The 16,108-nt window shown below is 40.5% G+C and carries 17 protein-coding genes; 2 read left to right on the top strand and 15 right to left on the bottom strand.

What is annotated here, in order from left to right; all coding sequences use genetic code 11:
- Positions 1 to 115: 115 nt before the first annotated feature.
- The 9 genes from ACYSNO_RS07695 to ACYSNO_RS07655 all read right to left on the bottom strand — a co-directional run bounded on the left by ACYSNO_RS07695 (position 116) and on the right by ACYSNO_RS07655 (position 9,200).
- A complete protein-coding gene (locus tag ACYSNO_RS07695) occupies positions 116 to 1,099 on the bottom strand; it encodes a cell division protein FtsQ/DivIB (RefSeq protein ID WP_461730492.1) in 984 nt (327 codons plus the stop codon).
- A gap of 24 nt (positions 1,100 to 1,123) precedes the next feature.
- Positions 1,124 to 2,221, bottom strand: coding sequence for an undecaprenyldiphospho-muramoylpentapeptide beta-N-acetylglucosaminyltransferase (gene murG, locus ACYSNO_RS07690; RefSeq protein ID WP_461730491.1), 1,098 nt, complete (start codon positions 2,219 to 2,221; stop codon positions 1,124 to 1,126).
- Between the two features lie 6 nt (positions 2,222 to 2,227).
- A complete protein-coding gene (murD, locus tag ACYSNO_RS07685; protein ID WP_461730490.1) occupies positions 2,228 to 3,604 on the bottom strand; it encodes a UDP-N-acetylmuramoyl-L-alanine--D-glutamate ligase in 1,377 nt (458 codons plus the stop codon).
- Between the two features lie 39 nt (positions 3,605 to 3,643).
- Positions 3,644 to 4,609 (bottom strand): phospho-N-acetylmuramoyl-pentapeptide-transferase, encoded by a 966-nt coding sequence (gene mraY, locus ACYSNO_RS07680; RefSeq protein ID WP_461730489.1) that lies wholly within the window; start codon positions 4,607 to 4,609, stop codon positions 3,644 to 3,646.
- 18 nt (positions 4,610 to 4,627) lie between these two features.
- Positions 4,628 to 6,841, bottom strand: coding sequence for a penicillin-binding transpeptidase domain-containing protein (locus tag ACYSNO_RS07675; protein WP_461730488.1), 2,214 nt, complete (start codon positions 6,839 to 6,841; stop codon positions 4,628 to 4,630).
- Positions 6,842 to 7,252, bottom strand: a complete 411-nt coding sequence (ftsL, locus tag ACYSNO_RS07670; protein ID WP_461730487.1) for a cell division protein FtsL — start codon at positions 7,250 to 7,252, stop codon at positions 6,842 to 6,844.
- 27 nt (positions 7,253 to 7,279) lie between these two features.
- Positions 7,280 to 8,227: a 16S rRNA (cytosine(1402)-N(4))-methyltransferase RsmH gene (gene rsmH / locus ACYSNO_RS07665; protein ID WP_461730486.1), complete on the bottom strand. Its 948-nt coding sequence runs from the start codon at positions 8,225 to 8,227 to the stop codon at positions 7,280 to 7,282.
- 13 nt (positions 8,228 to 8,240) lie between these two features.
- A complete protein-coding gene (gene mraZ / locus ACYSNO_RS07660; protein WP_461730485.1) occupies positions 8,241 to 8,672 on the bottom strand; it encodes a division/cell wall cluster transcriptional repressor MraZ in 432 nt (143 codons plus the stop codon).
- Between the two features lie 159 nt (positions 8,673 to 8,831).
- A complete protein-coding gene (locus ACYSNO_RS07655; RefSeq protein ID WP_461730484.1) occupies positions 8,832 to 9,200 on the bottom strand; it encodes a DUF3397 domain-containing protein in 369 nt (122 codons plus the stop codon).
- 135 nt (positions 9,201 to 9,335) lie between these two features.
- On the opposite strand from ACYSNO_RS07655, the gene ACYSNO_RS07650 reads away from it, so the two are divergent.
- Entirely contained in the window at positions 9,336 to 10,292 is a 957-nt protein-coding gene (locus ACYSNO_RS07650) for a magnesium transporter CorA family protein (RefSeq protein WP_461730483.1), read from the top strand.
- Between the two features lie 76 nt (positions 10,293 to 10,368).
- The gene (locus ACYSNO_RS07645; protein ID WP_461730482.1) at positions 10,369 to 10,482 is read left to right on the top strand and encodes a DUF4044 domain-containing protein; all 114 of its coding nucleotides are present in this window, start codon (positions 10,369 to 10,371) and stop codon (positions 10,480 to 10,482) included.
- 59 nt (positions 10,483 to 10,541) lie between these two features.
- On the opposite strand, the gene recN is transcribed toward ACYSNO_RS07645, so the two are convergent.
- From recN to xseA, 6 genes are all read right to left on the bottom strand, one after another.
- Positions 10,542 to 12,230, bottom strand: coding sequence for a DNA repair protein RecN (recN, locus tag ACYSNO_RS07640; RefSeq protein WP_461730481.1), 1,689 nt, complete (start codon positions 12,228 to 12,230; stop codon positions 10,542 to 10,544).
- Between the two features lie 11 nt (positions 12,231 to 12,241).
- A complete protein-coding gene (locus ACYSNO_RS07635) occupies positions 12,242 to 12,694 on the bottom strand; it encodes an arginine repressor (RefSeq protein ID WP_461730480.1) in 453 nt (150 codons plus the stop codon).
- A gap of 128 nt (positions 12,695 to 12,822) precedes the next feature.
- Entirely contained in the window at positions 12,823 to 13,638 is an 816-nt protein-coding gene (locus ACYSNO_RS07630; RefSeq protein WP_461730479.1) for a TlyA family RNA methyltransferase, read from the bottom strand.
- Positions 13,635 to 14,534, bottom strand: a complete 900-nt coding sequence (locus ACYSNO_RS07625) for a polyprenyl synthetase family protein (RefSeq protein WP_461730563.1) — start codon at positions 14,532 to 14,534, stop codon at positions 13,635 to 13,637. Before ACYSNO_RS07625 ends, ACYSNO_RS07630 begins: the two co-directional genes overlap by 4 nt.
- The gene (locus ACYSNO_RS07620) at positions 14,534 to 14,755 is read right to left on the bottom strand and encodes an exodeoxyribonuclease VII small subunit (RefSeq protein ID WP_461730478.1); all 222 of its coding nucleotides are present in this window, start codon (positions 14,753 to 14,755) and stop codon (positions 14,534 to 14,536) included. Before ACYSNO_RS07620 ends, ACYSNO_RS07625 begins: the two co-directional genes overlap by 1 nt.
- Positions 14,736 to 16,091 carry an exodeoxyribonuclease VII large subunit gene (xseA, locus tag ACYSNO_RS07615; protein WP_461730477.1) on the bottom strand — a complete coding sequence of 452 codons (1,356 nt, stop codon included), beginning with the start codon at positions 16,089 to 16,091 and terminating at the stop codon, positions 14,736 to 14,738. The genes ACYSNO_RS07620 and xseA overlap by 20 nt, the downstream gene beginning before the upstream one ends.
- Positions 16,092 to 16,108 lie beyond the last annotated feature (17 nt).

The following is a 16,108-nucleotide window of genomic DNA, read 5'->3' as shown; positions in this document are numbered from 1 at the left end:
ATCGAACAAAGAACGTTCGTATTTAATCCGAATGATTAATTTGTTCACTGTTTCTAATTTTACCATATTTATCCCGCCGTGAGGTAGAAGTTCCGCAAAATATCATCAAAATTTATTAAAAACTTTCACTTGATGACGTCTTTTCGTTCTTTTCCTCTTCTTTTAAAGAATATGGGTAAGAAAAAATACCTACCTCCATGTCAATGACTCCTTTTTCTTCCATTTCTTTTGCAACTTGAAGGTAATATTTCATTTGGCTCGCTAGTTTGGATACGCCAACATGAACTTGGTTGCCATCATTCATAAAAAGGGTCACTAACTCTTTATTCTTTTTAGAGGGTGCGTACTTAATTTGTGAAATGGCATCTTGAATTTCACTTGGTAAAGATTGATACGCTTCAATCGTTTCTAAAATCAAGGGTCCTTCCACAAAACTTTCTAAGATCACTCGATTTTCAGTCACTTCTTTTTTTTCTTCCTGTAGAATCGTTCCATCTTCTAAAATAGGTAAGTATTGATTCCCTCTGACTAGATAAGCGACTTCTTCATACTCATTTACCGAAATTTTTAATTCATTCCACTCTTGTAAGCCAATGGTGGCTGACTTTACTCGTGGATTTTCAAGGACAATTGCTTCAGCCACTTGTTGTCGTTTAAAAAACTGCGGCCACAGACGTTCGTCAACGACAAAAGGCGCACTTTGAATGATTTTTTCTTCTGGAGTCATTCGTTTGCCAGTAACGACAACCGCAGACAAGCGATTTAAAGGAGAGATGTAATACAATGACCCAAATAAGGGAATCAAGTATAAACTCACAATAAATAACAATCTTTTCCGCAATTTCTGATTACGGTAAGCGGTGAAGTTCGGCAAGTGATCCGAAAAGGAAAATGACGTTCGTGGCCTTTCCTCTTCTTGTTCAATTACCTGTTCTTCTTCCACACTTTCCTCCAAACGGACTTCTTCTTCTAGTTCGGCGTCTTTTTGAATCCCTTCAGATTCTAAATATAACAGATGCTCCTTTTGCCAAGGAGTGAGTGTGTCATTTTTTTCATCAGCAGAAAAAGATTGTTTTCTCTCTTTATCGTGCTCGCTCATGATATTCTCCTCCTCTGTTTCTTCTTACGACTGAGTAACTTTTTCAACCAATCGGTACAATCGTTCTGCCGCGTCTGGAATTCCTTGGGTTTTTGATGCTTGTGCCATCTTTTCATGTAGGTCTTTTTTACTCATAATCTCATCTACTGTAGCAACTAAGTTTGCTTCTGTCAATTCACTGTCTGCAATCATTTTGACGGCGCCAACTTCCACTAAACTCAGGGCGTTCTTGGTCTGATGATCATTTGTGACATAAGGGCTTGGGATTAAAATAGCAGGTAAGCCTAGGCTCGTAAATTCGGCAATCGATGTCGCTCCTGCACGTCCAATTAATAGGTCACAATTGGCCATAACTTCCGCCATTTCATTAATATAAGGCTGGATGCTTAGATTGCGAAAAGCATCTTTCGTCATTCCAATGCTTTCTTCAATTTCTTGATAATACCGCTCACCCGAGGCATACAACACTTGATATTCTTTTTTTGCAAAGGCTGGCAACGCTTGAATCACGGCCTGATTAATTTTTAAAGCCCCTTGACTTCCACCAAAGATTAAGACCGTTGGTTTTTCTGGATCTAAATGATATTTTCTTAAAACATCTGATTTTTTCGCCCCACTGACTTCTTGCCCACGTGGATTTCCAACTAAGGTCGTTTTTTCTTTCGGAAAAAAAGCAGCGGCATCCGCAAATGAAATCCCTATTTGGTCTACGTAACGTGCTAAAAATTTATTTGTGATTCCCGGAACACTGTTTTGCTCATGGACGATGGTTGGAATCTTTAGTTTAGCTGCAGCATACATGACGGCGCCAGACACATAGCCTCCGGTTCCAATCACAACGTCGGGTTTGAATGCTTTTAATCGTTTTTTTGCTTCTGAAACACTTTTAAAAAATAAATACAATGTTTTAAAATTATCAAAAGATAAGCGACGTTTGAAGCCTTGGATTTCTAACGTTTCAAAGGGGATGTCTGTCTGTGGTAAAATTTTATTTTCTAACCCTTTTGTTCCACCGATATATAAAAATTCCGCTGTGGGCTGAACTTCTTTCACGTAACGGATGAACGCCAAAGCTGGATAAATGTGTCCGCCAGTTCCCCCACCAGTCATAACAATTTTCATTGCTTTCTACTCCTTCTTCGATTTGTTTTTCAGTTGTTTAAAAGCGGTGATAAATGCGTCCCCTCGAGCTTCAAAGTTCACATATTGATCCCAACTCGCATTTCCTGGCGATAATAAGACCACGTCATTGGCTACAGCCAACTTATAGGCCAGTGGGACTGCAGCTTGCACATCTTCAACAAGATGAATGATGGGTACGCCTGCGGCTTGCCCGATTGTGGCTAGTTTTTCCTTGGTTTCACCAAATAAGATTAACCCTTTTAAACCAACGAATTCAGGCAGCAAGTCATCAAAAGCATTGCCCCGATCTAGTCCACCTGCCAGCAAGAGGACTTGTTCTTTTTGAAAACCGCTTAATGCCATCTTGGTCGCTAGACTATTCGTTGACTTTGAATCGTTGAAAAATTTCACGTCCGCGACTTGGCCAATAAACTGCGTGCGATGGGCAACTCCAGAAAAGTGTTTTAAGGCCTGCTTGATTGTCTCGTTTTCGATGCCTTTAAGCTTGGCAACCGCAATCGCCGCCAATGCATTTTCAATATTATGTGCGCCTGGTACGCCAAGTTCATCTACGGCTAACAAACATTCTTCTAAATAATACAGTGAGCCCTCGGAAACATAGGCACCCGCAACCTTTTCCTGCGTTGAAAAAGGAATGATTGTCGCGTGCGTTTGTTGGGCTAAGGTTCTTAACTCTGTTTGATTCCAATTCAAGACCAGAAAATCCTTTTGCGTCATCTCTTTTTGAATGGCCCATTTCGCTTGAACGTATTCTTCTCGATTCGTATGATAATCCAAATGCGCCTCATAGAGATTGGTGATAACTGCAATTTGCGGATGAAATGCTTGCACCCCCATCAATTGAAAACTCGATAGTTCCATTACAAGAACATCTTGGTTCGTCACTTTTTGAGCCACGGTACTCGCAGGATAGCCAATATTGCCTGATAAATATGCCTTTCCTTGAGTCAGACCTTGGTTAAGAATTTGTTCAATCATCGTTGTGGTTGTTGTCTTACCGTTTGTTCCTGTGATACCAATAATTGGTGCTTCTGAAATTTCATAGGCCAGCTCGACTTCCGTGAGGATGGGGATGTTTTTTTCTTGAGCGGCTTGTAGTAGCGGATGTGTATAAGGAATACCTGGATTTTTCACAATTAAAGCGAAGTCTTCATCTAAAAGCTCAATCGGATGACTTCCGGCAATGACTTTAATGCCTAAACTTAATAACTCTTGCGCTGCATGATTTTCTTCAAAAGGTTTGCCGTCATTAACGGTAACAAGTGCGCCCAAATCATGTAACAATTTGGCCGCACTAAATCCGCTTCTAGCTAATCCTAGAACTAATATTTTCTTATTTTGATATTTTGTCAATTTTCTCATTTTCTTCATCTCCACCAGATCGTTGTTAAAGATTCTTGTTTATAAAAAATAAATACCTAAAGTTAAAAGTGAAAAGAGGAAAGAAACGAGCCAAAAGACACCGTCAATTTTCCACTCTGACCAACCGACCATCTCAAAATGGTGGTGGATGGGAGACATTTTAAATACTCGTTTGCCGGTTAATTTAAAAGAAGTGACTTGAATCATGACACTGAGCGTCTCAATAATATAGATAAAGCCGATGAGCAGCAAGGTCCACTCTTGATTTAAGAGGATTGAAATGGTTGCAAGTAACCCTCCAAGAGCTAGTGAGCCTACATCACCCATAAAAATTTTCGCAGGCTTACGATTGTAACCAAAAAAACCAACCAGGCCACCAACTACGCTCAGACACACAATCAGCAAGTCGATGCGTCCTTGGTCCCAAGCAATGATGGCATAGGTCCCGAATGAAATGGTTCCTAGTCCTGAAACAAGCCCATCAATCCCATCGGTTAAGTTGACTGCATTTGAAAAACCGACTAACCAGACAATCACAAATAACCCATAAAGGTAAGACAAATGAATATCAAATCCAAAAAAATTCAAGGTGTTCGTTGTGCCTTCTGTGAGTAAGACCGCGTAAAAAATCACGCCACCGATGATTTGACCAATCAATTTTTGCAAGGAAGTTAGGCCCATATTGCGCTTTTTAAAAATCTTGATAAAATCATCTAAAAAACCTAATCCGCCGTACACGAAGAGGATGAATAATGATATCCATAAGGCGGGGGTCAAAACTTGCTGCCAGACAGCTACCCAAATAGTCGTCAGTATCGCCGCAACTAAAAAGACGGTCCCTCCCATCGTTGGTGTCCCTGCTTTTGCTTGATGCCAGTTGGGACCTTCTTCTAAAATTTCTTGCCCATATTTTTTCATCTGGAAATAACCGATAAACAGCGGCATTGCTGCAATCGTTAGCCCAAAACCACTGGCTATCGGTAAAATCATCTCTGTCCAGTTCATCCTTTTTTCGCTCCTAAATTAATTTTCTTTTTTTAAGGTAAAATGTATTTTTTTTCCGCTAATCTGCTCTTCGGGAGCAATACTTTGTTCCGCACCGTAACCCTCACCACTAAACGTCACTTCGACCGATAAAAGATTGCCCAAACGAATTAAGTCCGCTTTGGACCATCCCGTCGTGTCAGGCATGGTACGCGTTTGACCGTCTGTTAAGAGAATGAGTTTCTCACCTGGTAAAACAGCGGTGTTTGATGGGATCGACTGCGCGACTACTTTTTCTCCATCACCAATCACGACTGGCGACAACTCTTTTTCTTCACTATCTGCTACAGCAAGCGTCGTTTCTAAATTTCGATAGTCGGCTACTAAGTCCGCATCATTAGCTAAATCTTGCGCATCAATGCCATCCACTTCTCGTAAATCCATTGCGCGTTGCAAGAGTGGATTCGCGATTCCTGGTAAAATATCGCTACTATATTTTTTCGGTTTTTTCATCGTTAAATACAAGGTGTACTGAGGGTCTTCCGCAGGGAGCATAACGACCACGGAGTACAAGTTGGTATTGTCTCCTTCTAAGTAGACGCCGCCTTCAGCTACTTGAGCCGTCCCGGTTTTCGCCGCGATTGCATAGTCATCGACCTCATACAATTGATAGGCTGTCCCATACTCTGGATCTTCCACCACATCACGCATGTATTGACGAACGGTTTGCGCACTAGTGGCTGTCACTGGATGCCCAACAACTTCAGGTGTCACGACCTCTTCGCTCCCATCTGCGTGAATAAACTTCTTAATGTAAGAAGGTTTTAGCATTTCACCATCATTGGCAATGGCCGAAAAGGCTTGTAGCATTTGAAGCTGAGTGACCGCAATCCCTTGACCAAACGAACTCATTGCCTTACTAACAATATTGTCTTCAGGTAAGAGCCCTTTTGCTTCACCAAATAATTTTGATTGTGTACTTTGCCCAAAACCAAATTCTTTTAAGTACTGTTCCCAACGTTCCGGCATCCGTTGTTCTAATTTAACCATACCGACGTTACTTGACCAAGACAAGGCTTGACGCATTGTCAGACTTGGCTTCGCTCCAATATGAATATCCCAGTCACGAATCTCCGCATCAATGAGGTCCATTTTCCCAGGAGTAAAGCGTTCATTTGGATCAAAAATCCCTTGATCCATTGCACTAGCAACAGTCATTGTTTTCATTGTTGAACCAGGTTCAAACGTTTCTTCGACAAATAAGTTTTGCCATAAAAAACCTTCTTTCGAAAAACCTTCTTCTTTCTTTTCCGGATTAAAGGACGGGCGCTGCGCGAGAGAAATGATTTCATTCGTTTTTGATTCAACTAAAACGGCGGTTAAATACTCCGAATCCGATTTTTCCCATGCTTCATCCATTAAGGTCTCTAAGTAACTTTGAATCCGGCTATCGAGTGTCGTCTGAATGTCTTGCCCATCTTCGGCAGGAATCGATTCTGCCACCGTTCCTGGTAAGGGATTTTGGAAATTATCTTTTTGAAAAATAATTTCGCCATCTTTCCCTTTCAACAAATCGTCATAGGCTGCTTCAATGCCCATGCCTCCTTGTAAGGCTTCTTGGTTATCCACTACTTGAATATCTGCGTAACCAATCAAGTGTGAAGAAAACATGCCGTTTGGATAAATACGTGACGGGTGTTCCTCGAAATGGATGCCCAAAATTTTCTCTTTGGCAAGCGCCTCTTCAATCGCTTCTTTTTCTTGGAGAGTCAAACTTTTACTATTTGGAATATCGACTTGCCATTTTTCTTTTTCAACACCCTCGCGTAAGACTTTTAAAATTGTCTCTTTTTTGACACGTTCGCCTAAAACATTCGTCAATATCGTCGCAATTTTTTCGAAGTCTTTTTCTTGTGCGTAGAGTTCTTTGTCGCCTTGCATATAAGATTTCGTCAAAATCGCATACGCGGAATAGGACGTCGCATCTTCGGCAATCGCCACGCCATTTCGATCATAAATCGTGCCTCTTTTGGCTTTGACGACTCGTTTCCCTTCATACAGTGCTTGTGTCTTTTCTTCTAATGAGGTACCTGCAATGTCCCCGACCACCACAATATAGGTTAAACGTGAAACAAATAAAAAAAACAATCCAATACTCGTAGTAAAGAGAATAATTCCTACTTTTTTGCGATTGTTCTTGGGTGACAAGTTATTATTTGTAAAATAGTTAATCATTTTTTTTATCATCGGCATTTATTTTTTCACTTTCCTTAGATTTTCACTTTGAATCGTTAAGCCTTGTTCTTCAGCAATTTTACGGATTCTTTCACTTTTTGACAATTCAGATTTTTCTTGCTCTAAACGTAAGACCTCTGCATTATCCACACTGATTTCTCCTTGAATTACTGAAATATCATGCTCGATTCGCGTAATAGACGTCCGTAAGTTAATCATTAACACACCTACGCCGACCAAAGCAACCAGCAAAACAAATGCAATCATTTTTTCCATTCGACTAATACGTTGTAAATGACGAGCAGGAGATAAGGGCACGACAATCACTTCTGGTCGTTCCGGAGAGTAGTTGGACGTCTCATAAGATGTCTGAACATTCATTTCATCTTCCATTTCATAAGAATAATCTTCCATCTTTAACTCAGCCACACAAACTCTCTCCCTTCTCATCTTCATTTACTTTATTTTTTCAACAATTCTTAATTTCGCACTTCGCGAGCGATTATTTTCTGTTAGTTCTTCCTGACTTGGCACCAGTGGCTTCCGCGTCACCTGTTTTAATTCTGGCTGGAATTCTTCCGGCACCATCGGTAAGCCTGGCGGTAAATCTTTTGCAGTACTATATTCTTTAAAAATCGTCTTTACAATCCGATCTTCTAAAGAGTGGAAAGTAATCACACTGATTCGACCATTCTTTTTCAAGAGTGGAATTGCCTGTTCAAGCGAATCTTCAATCACACCAAGTTCATCGTTCACTGCAATTCGAATGGCTTGGAAAATCCGCTTAGCTGGATGTCCGCCTTTTCTTCTTGCAGGTGCGGGAATCACTGCTTTGATAATCTCAACTAACTGACCCGTTGTTTCAATTGATTGCTCTTGACGTCGACGCTCAATCTCTCTTGCAATTTGCTTCGAAAATTTCTCTTCGCCATAACGAAAGAAAATCTTAACCAGTGTATGATAATCGTATGTATTGACAACTTCATAAGCTGTCAGCGAAGCACTTTGATCCATTCGCATATCAAGCGGCGCATCCTGGTGGTAACTAAACCCACGAGCAGCTTCATCGAGTTGCGGAGAAGAGACCCCCAAGTCGTAGTAAATGCCATCGACTTGCTCGACGCCATGCTCAGCTAATGCTTGTGCAAGATAGCGAAAATTACTTTTGATAAATACGACCTGTCCTTTTTCAACAAAGCGTGCCAAACGTTTTTTGGCATGGTCAATCGCCACTTGGTCTTGATCAAACGCATATAAACGACCATTTTCATTTAATTGTTCTAATAAGTATTCACTGTGTCCTGCGCCACCAAGCGTACAGTCCACGTAAATGCCATTAGGTTGAATGTTTAACCCATCAACAGTTTCTTTTTTCATCACTGTATAATGTTGAAATTCTGTCATCTTACTCCTCTTTCTATAACCCGAAATCAATCATTGACTCGGCAATCTCATCGAAGTTTTCTTCTGCTTCTTGTGAGAAGGCTAACCAACGTTCCTCATCCCATATTTCAATTCGATTCGAAACGCCCACAATTACACAGCTTTTTGTTAAATTTCCATGATTTCTTAATGAAACAGGAAGATTGATTCGTCCTTGTTTATCAATTTCACACTCAGTTGCTGCGGAATAAAAAAAACGAACGAAGGTGCGAGCATCTTTTTTTGCTAAAGGCATTTCATTTAATTTCCCTTCAAGCAAGGCCCACTCTGGTAAAGGGTATCCAAATAAGCAACCGTCTAATCCACGTGTCACTACAAATTTCTCTCCAAGTTTTTCTCGAAGTTTTGCAGGCATAATTAGGCGACCTTTGGCATCGATTGTATGTTGAAATTCCCCCATAAACATCGAGTCTACCCCCGTTTACCACTTAATAACCTCAGTCTACCACATCCCCCCACTTTCTACCACATTTTCTCCAGATTTCCATTCTTTTTTTTGATTTATTTTAACCTTTTTGATTCCAACCGTCTTTTTGGAGTCTTTTTAAAGATGCTGCATCGTTTTTTATGAACTTAATAGGACGCTCATTATAATTAAAACAACTTGTGTTAAAATAGAGAAAAGAAAAACAGAGCGCCAATACATTTTAAAATATCGGGGATAGTCCAGTTCTTCATAAAAATAACTCTGGAAAAAAGCCAAACCGATCCCTAATAAACAAAGCGTAATCAGAAAATAAGGGAAGAGTGATTCCTTAAAAGTTAAAAAAGATAAACGATGGATGGCTAAAAATAAAAAAGGCACGGCAATATCAGGTGAACGCAAGCCAAAGCGTTTTTTCAAAGAAAAAACAGAAGTGGCAAATTGTGCAGAAAATAAGATAAAGATTGGCGAAAAATACCAAAAAAGCAAATTCAAGGTGATTGAGGGCATAACGTCATTTCCTTTCATGATTAACTTTTATTACTATACTTTATTTTGGTTACATGGATGTTTCATTCATTTTAAATATTCACATTTTTATTTAGCTGGTTCAATATAAAAGCATGTTTAAAGGAGGAACACTTTATGTTTACTTATTTTACAATCGCGCAGCAAAAACTAGCGGCACAAACGGCAGCAGACGACGCCACGATTTGGACACACCTCTCCAACCCAAGTGCGGAGGAAATCCATGATTTAGCGAAAGACTATCACGTGCCACAAACTTACTTTACTGCCATTTTAGACGATGCAGAAAATGCACGCGAAGAAGGTTTGCAACAAGCCAACTTCGATCAAGCCGTCCTGATTCTACTGCAATTCCCCCATGAAACACTCAGTCCCAATGGTTACATCCGTTTTGAAACCTACCCCTTGTCGCTCATTATTACACCGGATCAAAAAATCATCACGGTTTCAAAACAGCCGCCTTTATTCTTTCAGTTTTTAAAAGAGCACCTATTTCCAGAAAATGACCTCCAGCCAGCCATGAATATTTTTTTACAAGCCTTATGGCGCTTAGTGACTGCTTACAACCACAGTCTCAAAAAAATAAAGTTACAACTGGATGAATTAGAAAGACAAATTCAAGTATCAACAGAAAATAAGCAACTCTATCAATTATTAAACTTACAAAAAAGTTTGGTTTTATTCGAAGCAGCAACAGCAGCCAATCATAAAACACTTACTGTCTTAGCCCAAACGAAAAAATTCAAGGAACAACATGCCTATCATCGCCATCTTCACGATATTCTCGTTGAGATTCGACAAGCGATGACTTCTGTTCAAATCCAGTTGCAGCTCGTCGAACAGATGAACACGACTTTTTCTGCCGTTGTTTCAAACAATCTAAATAATGTCATGAAAATTTTAACTTCATTAACGATTGTCTTAACCATCCCTACCATCATTGGCGGCATCTACGGTATGAACGTCTCCATCCCCTTTGCCGAACATCGCTACGCATTTTTGTTTATTAGCTTACTAACCGTGTTCCTTTGTGCGCTCGCTATTCGCTATTTAAAAAAGAATAATCTTTTATAAAATCAACGGTCGAATCTTGAGTTATTTCCCATTTGGTTGTACACTAGCTTTATTACTTAAATAAAGGATGAACAAGATGAATGAAGAGAAAAAAAGTAGTACTTTTTCTAAAATTACCAAAGTTGTTGTTTGGCTCATGTTAATCATCATGATTGGTTCAGCGGCACTAGGCGTTCTCTCCGCGCTGTAAGCCAAATTGCTCGAAAAAAGGTGAACAAGGCGTTCGAATGCCGCTTGTTCACCTTTTTTTTATTTCCGACGATTTTCTTGTGCAAAGGTTAATAACTCTGTCGCATGTTGCAAGGTCAAGTCAGTAATTTCTGGTCCCGCCAGCATCCGAGCGACTTCCAGTTTTCGTTCTTCTTCATTCAATTGAGTAATCTTGGTCTGTGTTCGTCCAGCTTGGACTTCTTTGCTAATAAAATATTGATAATCCGCTTGCGCGGCAACTTGTGGTAAATGCGTAATACAAAGCACTTGGGAATGTTGCGCAATCTTCGCAATTTTTTCAGCAATCGCCTGAGCCACGCGTCCGCTAACACCTGTATCCACCTCATCAAACACAATACTTGTTGTTTCTTTTCCTTTTGAAAAAATCGCCTTTAAGGCGAGCAAGATACGCGACAGTTCACCACCCGAAGCAACTTTCACTAATGGTTTTAAGTCTTCACCTAAATTACTACTTAGATAAAAAGCCACTTGATCCATCCCGGTCTCACTTAAACTTTCTGGACTTGTCTGAAAGCGAATCTCAAATAAAGTGTTTTCCATATAAAGCTCTTTCACTTCTTGCATAATTTCTCGCTCAAGTCTTCGGGCGATTTTTTTTCTTTCTTGATGGAGTTCTTCTGCTACAGTCACGACGTCCTCATATTTTTTAGCCAACTGCTGTTCTAATTCTTCCAATTGATTTTCAGAACCAGTCATTGCCGCTAACTCTTCTGAAATTGCTTCATAATAAGTTAAGATTAACGGGATGGTTTCACCATATTTTCTTTTTAATTGATGAATCAACTCCAGTCGCAACATCACTTCATCCAACCTTGCTTCATCTAACTCTAAATAATCTAATTGTCTAGAGGTCTCACTTGCCACTTCTTGTAATAAGTAATAGGCGCTTTGTAAGTTTTCACTAATTTTTTGATAGCCTTCATCTAATGTTTCGATTTCTTGAATTTCACTTAGTGCTAAGCCAACCCCATCTGTCAGACTATTTGATTCCGCTGAAAGAATTTCATATGTTTTTCCGAGTGCGTCGACAATTTTTTGATGGTTGACCAATTTATCTCGCTCTTCGATTAGCGCTTCTTCTTCCCCAATTTCCAAAGCCGCTTGTTCAATTTCCTCTTGCTGAAAGCGCAACATATCAATGCGTTGAACATAGGATTGTTCATTTTGCTGCATCTTCTTCGTCCTTTTCGCTAAGCTTTGATAGCTCTCAAAAAGCACTTGATAATCCTTTAATTTTAAATGAAAAGCCTTTGAACCAAAATGATCCATTAAAGCGAGATGCCTATCTGGTTGCAAAAGTTCTTGATGGTCATTTTGACCTTGAATATCAACCAAGTAACTCCCCACTCGCCGCAGTTGCACTAAAGGAACCGCTCGGCCATTCACGCGACAAATATTTTTCCCCGAACGAGACATGTCACGTTGTAAAATCAAAAAACTATCCGAAGAATCAATTCCTAGTTCTTCCATTAACAATTGAAATTCTGGCTGGGTGGGCCACTCAAACAAACCTTCTAGCAGGCATTTGTCTTCCCCATGTCGGATGTAATCGCTCGACCCTCTTCCGCCTGCCAAAAGCCCCATCGCATCAATAATAATCGACTTCCCCGCACCTGTTTCGCCGGTTAAAGCCGTCATTCCTTTATGAAAATCAATATGTAAAAATGGAATAATCGCAAAGTTTTTAATGGTTAATTCAAGTAACACCGGTTACCCTCCTAACGTCGATGGTTTTCAAAAATGGCGGCGAGTTCAACTGCCTTTTCTTCCGTCCATGTAATCAATAAAATTTTATCATCGTCATTTAAACAGCTAAATAATTCTTGTTGGTAATACTTATCAATCAGATTGCCAACAGCCGATGCATTCCCTGGCAACGTCCGCAAAACAACAAATTTTTCCATTTGATCGACCGAAACCAGTGCTGTTTGTAATAATTTATTTAATTTTTCAATCACGTCTTCCTGCGATTCATTGGGTAAGCTATAACGATAACCACCTTTACTTGAAGGGATCTTAATTAATTTTAATTCTTTGATGTCGCGTGAGATGGTTGCTTGGGTGACTGCAACCCCCTGTTCTTTTAAATACGCTACAAATTCTTCTTGTTTTTGAATTTCATACTCATTTAAAAGACGAGTCAACAATCGTTGGCGTTCTTTCTTTTTCATAGATTATCCTCCTCGCTAAAGTCTTATCTATCATAGCTTATTTTAACAGATAAGAAAAGACGTTCTCGGTATTCGTAAAAAAAAAAAGCTTTTATCTTTCCTATTTTTTTAGAAAAGATAAAAACTCTTTAAATGTGTAAGCGTTCATGAGCCATGGCAACAGTTTCTTCAACGAAAACCGACGCCGCGACTGTTCCCAATTGGTCACTTTTTTTCAAATGCAGAAGAAATTCAATGTTCCCCTCGCCACCGGTAATCGGCGAGTAACTAAGATTTTTTACATCGTATTTTTCTTTCGTTGCAAAGTCTAAAATTTGTTGAATCACTTTTTGGTGAACAAACGCATCACGAACAATCCCATTTTTTCCAATTTCCTCGCGTTGAGCTTCAAACTGCGGCTTAATCAAAGCCATCACTTCACCGCCCTCACCTAAAATTGCGTGTAAAGGAGGTAACATCAACTTCAAAGAAATAAATGAAACATCAATCGTCGCAATTTCAGGGACCCCTTTGGTAAAATCATCCGGTTGACTATAACGAAAATTCGTTCGTTCCATAACGACTACTCGCTCATCTTGGCGCAATTTCCAAGCAAGTTGATTGTAGCCAACATCCAAGGCATAACTTGTTTTTGCTCCTTCTTGCAAGGCAACATCAGTAAACCCCCCGGTAGAAGACCCAATGTCCAGTACGACCTTGTCTCTAAAATGTAATCCAAAGACCTCGATCGCTTTCACTAACTTTAATCCACCACGCGAAACATAAGGGATTTTCCGACCTTTGACTTCAAGTTGGGTCGTCAGCGGAAGCTGTTCTCCTGCTTTATCTAATCGCTCATGTTTTTCAGTATAGACAAGGCCCGCCATAATGCTTCGTTGCGCTTGATCGACTGTTTCAAATAATCCCTGTTGCACGGCTAAGACATCGACTCTAACTTTTTTCATTTCTCTTCCCCTTCGTTCTCAAGTTCAAACCAGCGAAAAAGATCCGACATTAGCGCGGGGTTGAAAGTCATTTTAGTCAAGTTCTCGAGCACTTGGCTCGCTTGACGCATTTCTGCCTGCAGCGCTTCTTTGGCTCCAGATAAGCCAAGCAAGCCGGGATACGTATTTTTTTCTAATGCCGCATCTTTTTGTGTCGCTTTACCTAAAGTTTCTGCATCGCTAATGACATCTAAAATATCATCCCGCACTTGAAAAGCCAAACCTAAATGCAAGGCTAGTCGCTCTAAGTGCGCCAACGTTTCACGTGATTGATCGGTTAAGATGCCTCCAGCCAACAAAGAAAAACGAATCAACTCTCCTGTTTTTCTTTGATGAATCGCGACTAATTCTTCTAAACTCAAGGATTGCCCTTCACCTAAGATATCTGCAACTTGGCCAGCAACCATTCCATGACTTCCAGCTGTCTGCGCTAAGAGTTGTAGCAACAAGACTTTTTTATTGGCGTCAAGTTGTGCTTGGCTTAGTAACTGAAAGGCCATGGTTAACAAACCATCCCCTGCTAAAATAGCGACCGCATCGCCATAAACTTTATGATTGGTTGGTTTTCCCCGTCGCAAATCATCATTATCCATTGCCGGTAAATCATCGTGAATGAGCGAATAGGTATGAATCATTTCGAGTGCGGCCGCCACTTGGATTGTCCCTCTTTCAAGTTCGGGCTTAAACGAAGCAGCCACAACAAGTAATAATAAGGGACGAATCCGTTTGCCCCCGGCTTGAATCGAGTACAACATACTTTCTCTTAATGTCGCTTCCACTGTTTGTTCAGATAAAAAGCGCACCATTTCTGTCTCTACTTCTGTTAAATATCGTTTTTGAAATTGTTCAAGCGTCATCATTGACTTTCTCCATCAAATAAGACCGTTTCCTCTTCTTCTGTCATCATCTGAGTCAATGTTTTTTCTGCTTTTTTCAGTGTGTTTTCACACTCTTTACTTAATTCCATCCCTCTTTGGAAAATAGTTAAGGCCTCTTCTAAAGGAACCTCTCCTTTTTCCAATCGTTGGACAATCTCATCTAATTCTTGTAATGATTCTTCAAATGTTGCTTTGGTCAACGTTTTCCCCTCCTACTTCCTTTACTTCCATTTTCGCTAGGCCATCTGCATAGCGAACGGTCACTTGTTCGCCAACTTTCAGTTGTTTCACTGAAGCAATCACTTTTCCTTCGTCATTGACGGTATAGCTATAGCCACGTCCCATGATATTCAAAGGACTCAAGAGATTCAATGCCTGTACCGTTTGGGCAAATCGTTGACTTTTACGGTCAAACTGGCCCACAACTTGTTGCTTCAAGCGTTGCACTTGATGAACAAGTTGCAATCGTTCTTCGCGCACTCGGTACAAGGGCACGACTTGTTCGAGGCGATGACGTAGCTTTTGACTTCTTTGATTTTTTTCATACAACTGATTTTGTAATTGTTGTCGTAAGCTTTGCCTTAATTGATCTACACGCAAGGCTTGCCCTTCATACAATCGTTCCGGTTGTTGAAACAAATAGGAACGCATGATTCGTTGATGTTGTTCTCGTTTTCTTTGCACTTGGTTGAAAACTGCTTGTTGCATGCGCGCTTTTCGTTCCTCAATCCGCAAAATTTCCTCATTTAAAACAGGCACTGCGAGTTCAGCCGCGGCTGTGGGCGTTGCGGCCCGAACATCGGCCACTAAATCAGCTAGCGTCGTATCCGTTTCGTGCCCCACTGAAGAAATAATCGGTGTCTTCGCTGCAAAAATTTCGCGAACGACTCGTTCCTCGTTATAGGGCCACAAATCTTCAATCGATCCGCCACCACGTCCAATGATCATTGTATCAAAATCACCCTGCGTCTCGACTCGCCGGATGTTACGGACGATATCATCAGCTGCTTGATTTCCTTGAACAATCGTTGGGAATAAAACGATTTGCGCAATTGGATAGCGTCGTTCCACTGTCGTTATAATATCACGAATCACCGCGCCACTCGGACTCGTCAAAACGGCAATTTTTTTTGGATAACGAGGCAAGCGTTGTTTAACGCCTTGGAAAAGGCCTTCTGCAGTTAATTTCTTTTTCAATTGTTCATAAGCTTGATACAAGGCGCCGACACCATCCGGTTCCATATGTTCGACATAGATTTGATAACTACCACTTGACTCGAACAAAGAAATTCGACCAATCACTAAAACTTTCATCCCCTCTTCCGGTTGAAAGTTTAATTTTGCAAATGCCCCTTTAAACATCACGGCCGAAATTTTGGCTTGCTCGTCTTTTAAGTTAAAGTACTGATGCCCCGGGCGAAGGCGAAAGTTGGAGATTTCCCCCGTTAAGAAGACCCGCTGTAAATGCGGGTCTACCTCAAATTTTCGTTTTAAATATTTGGTTAGAGCGGTCACAGTTAAATACTGCTGAACCATTTTCTCACCTGTCTTTC

The organism is Enterococcus sp. LJL98 (genome assembly GCF_054871745.1).
The sequence above is the reverse complement of the archived record's forward strand: the minus strand, read 5'-3'. Positions and strand labels throughout refer to the sequence as shown.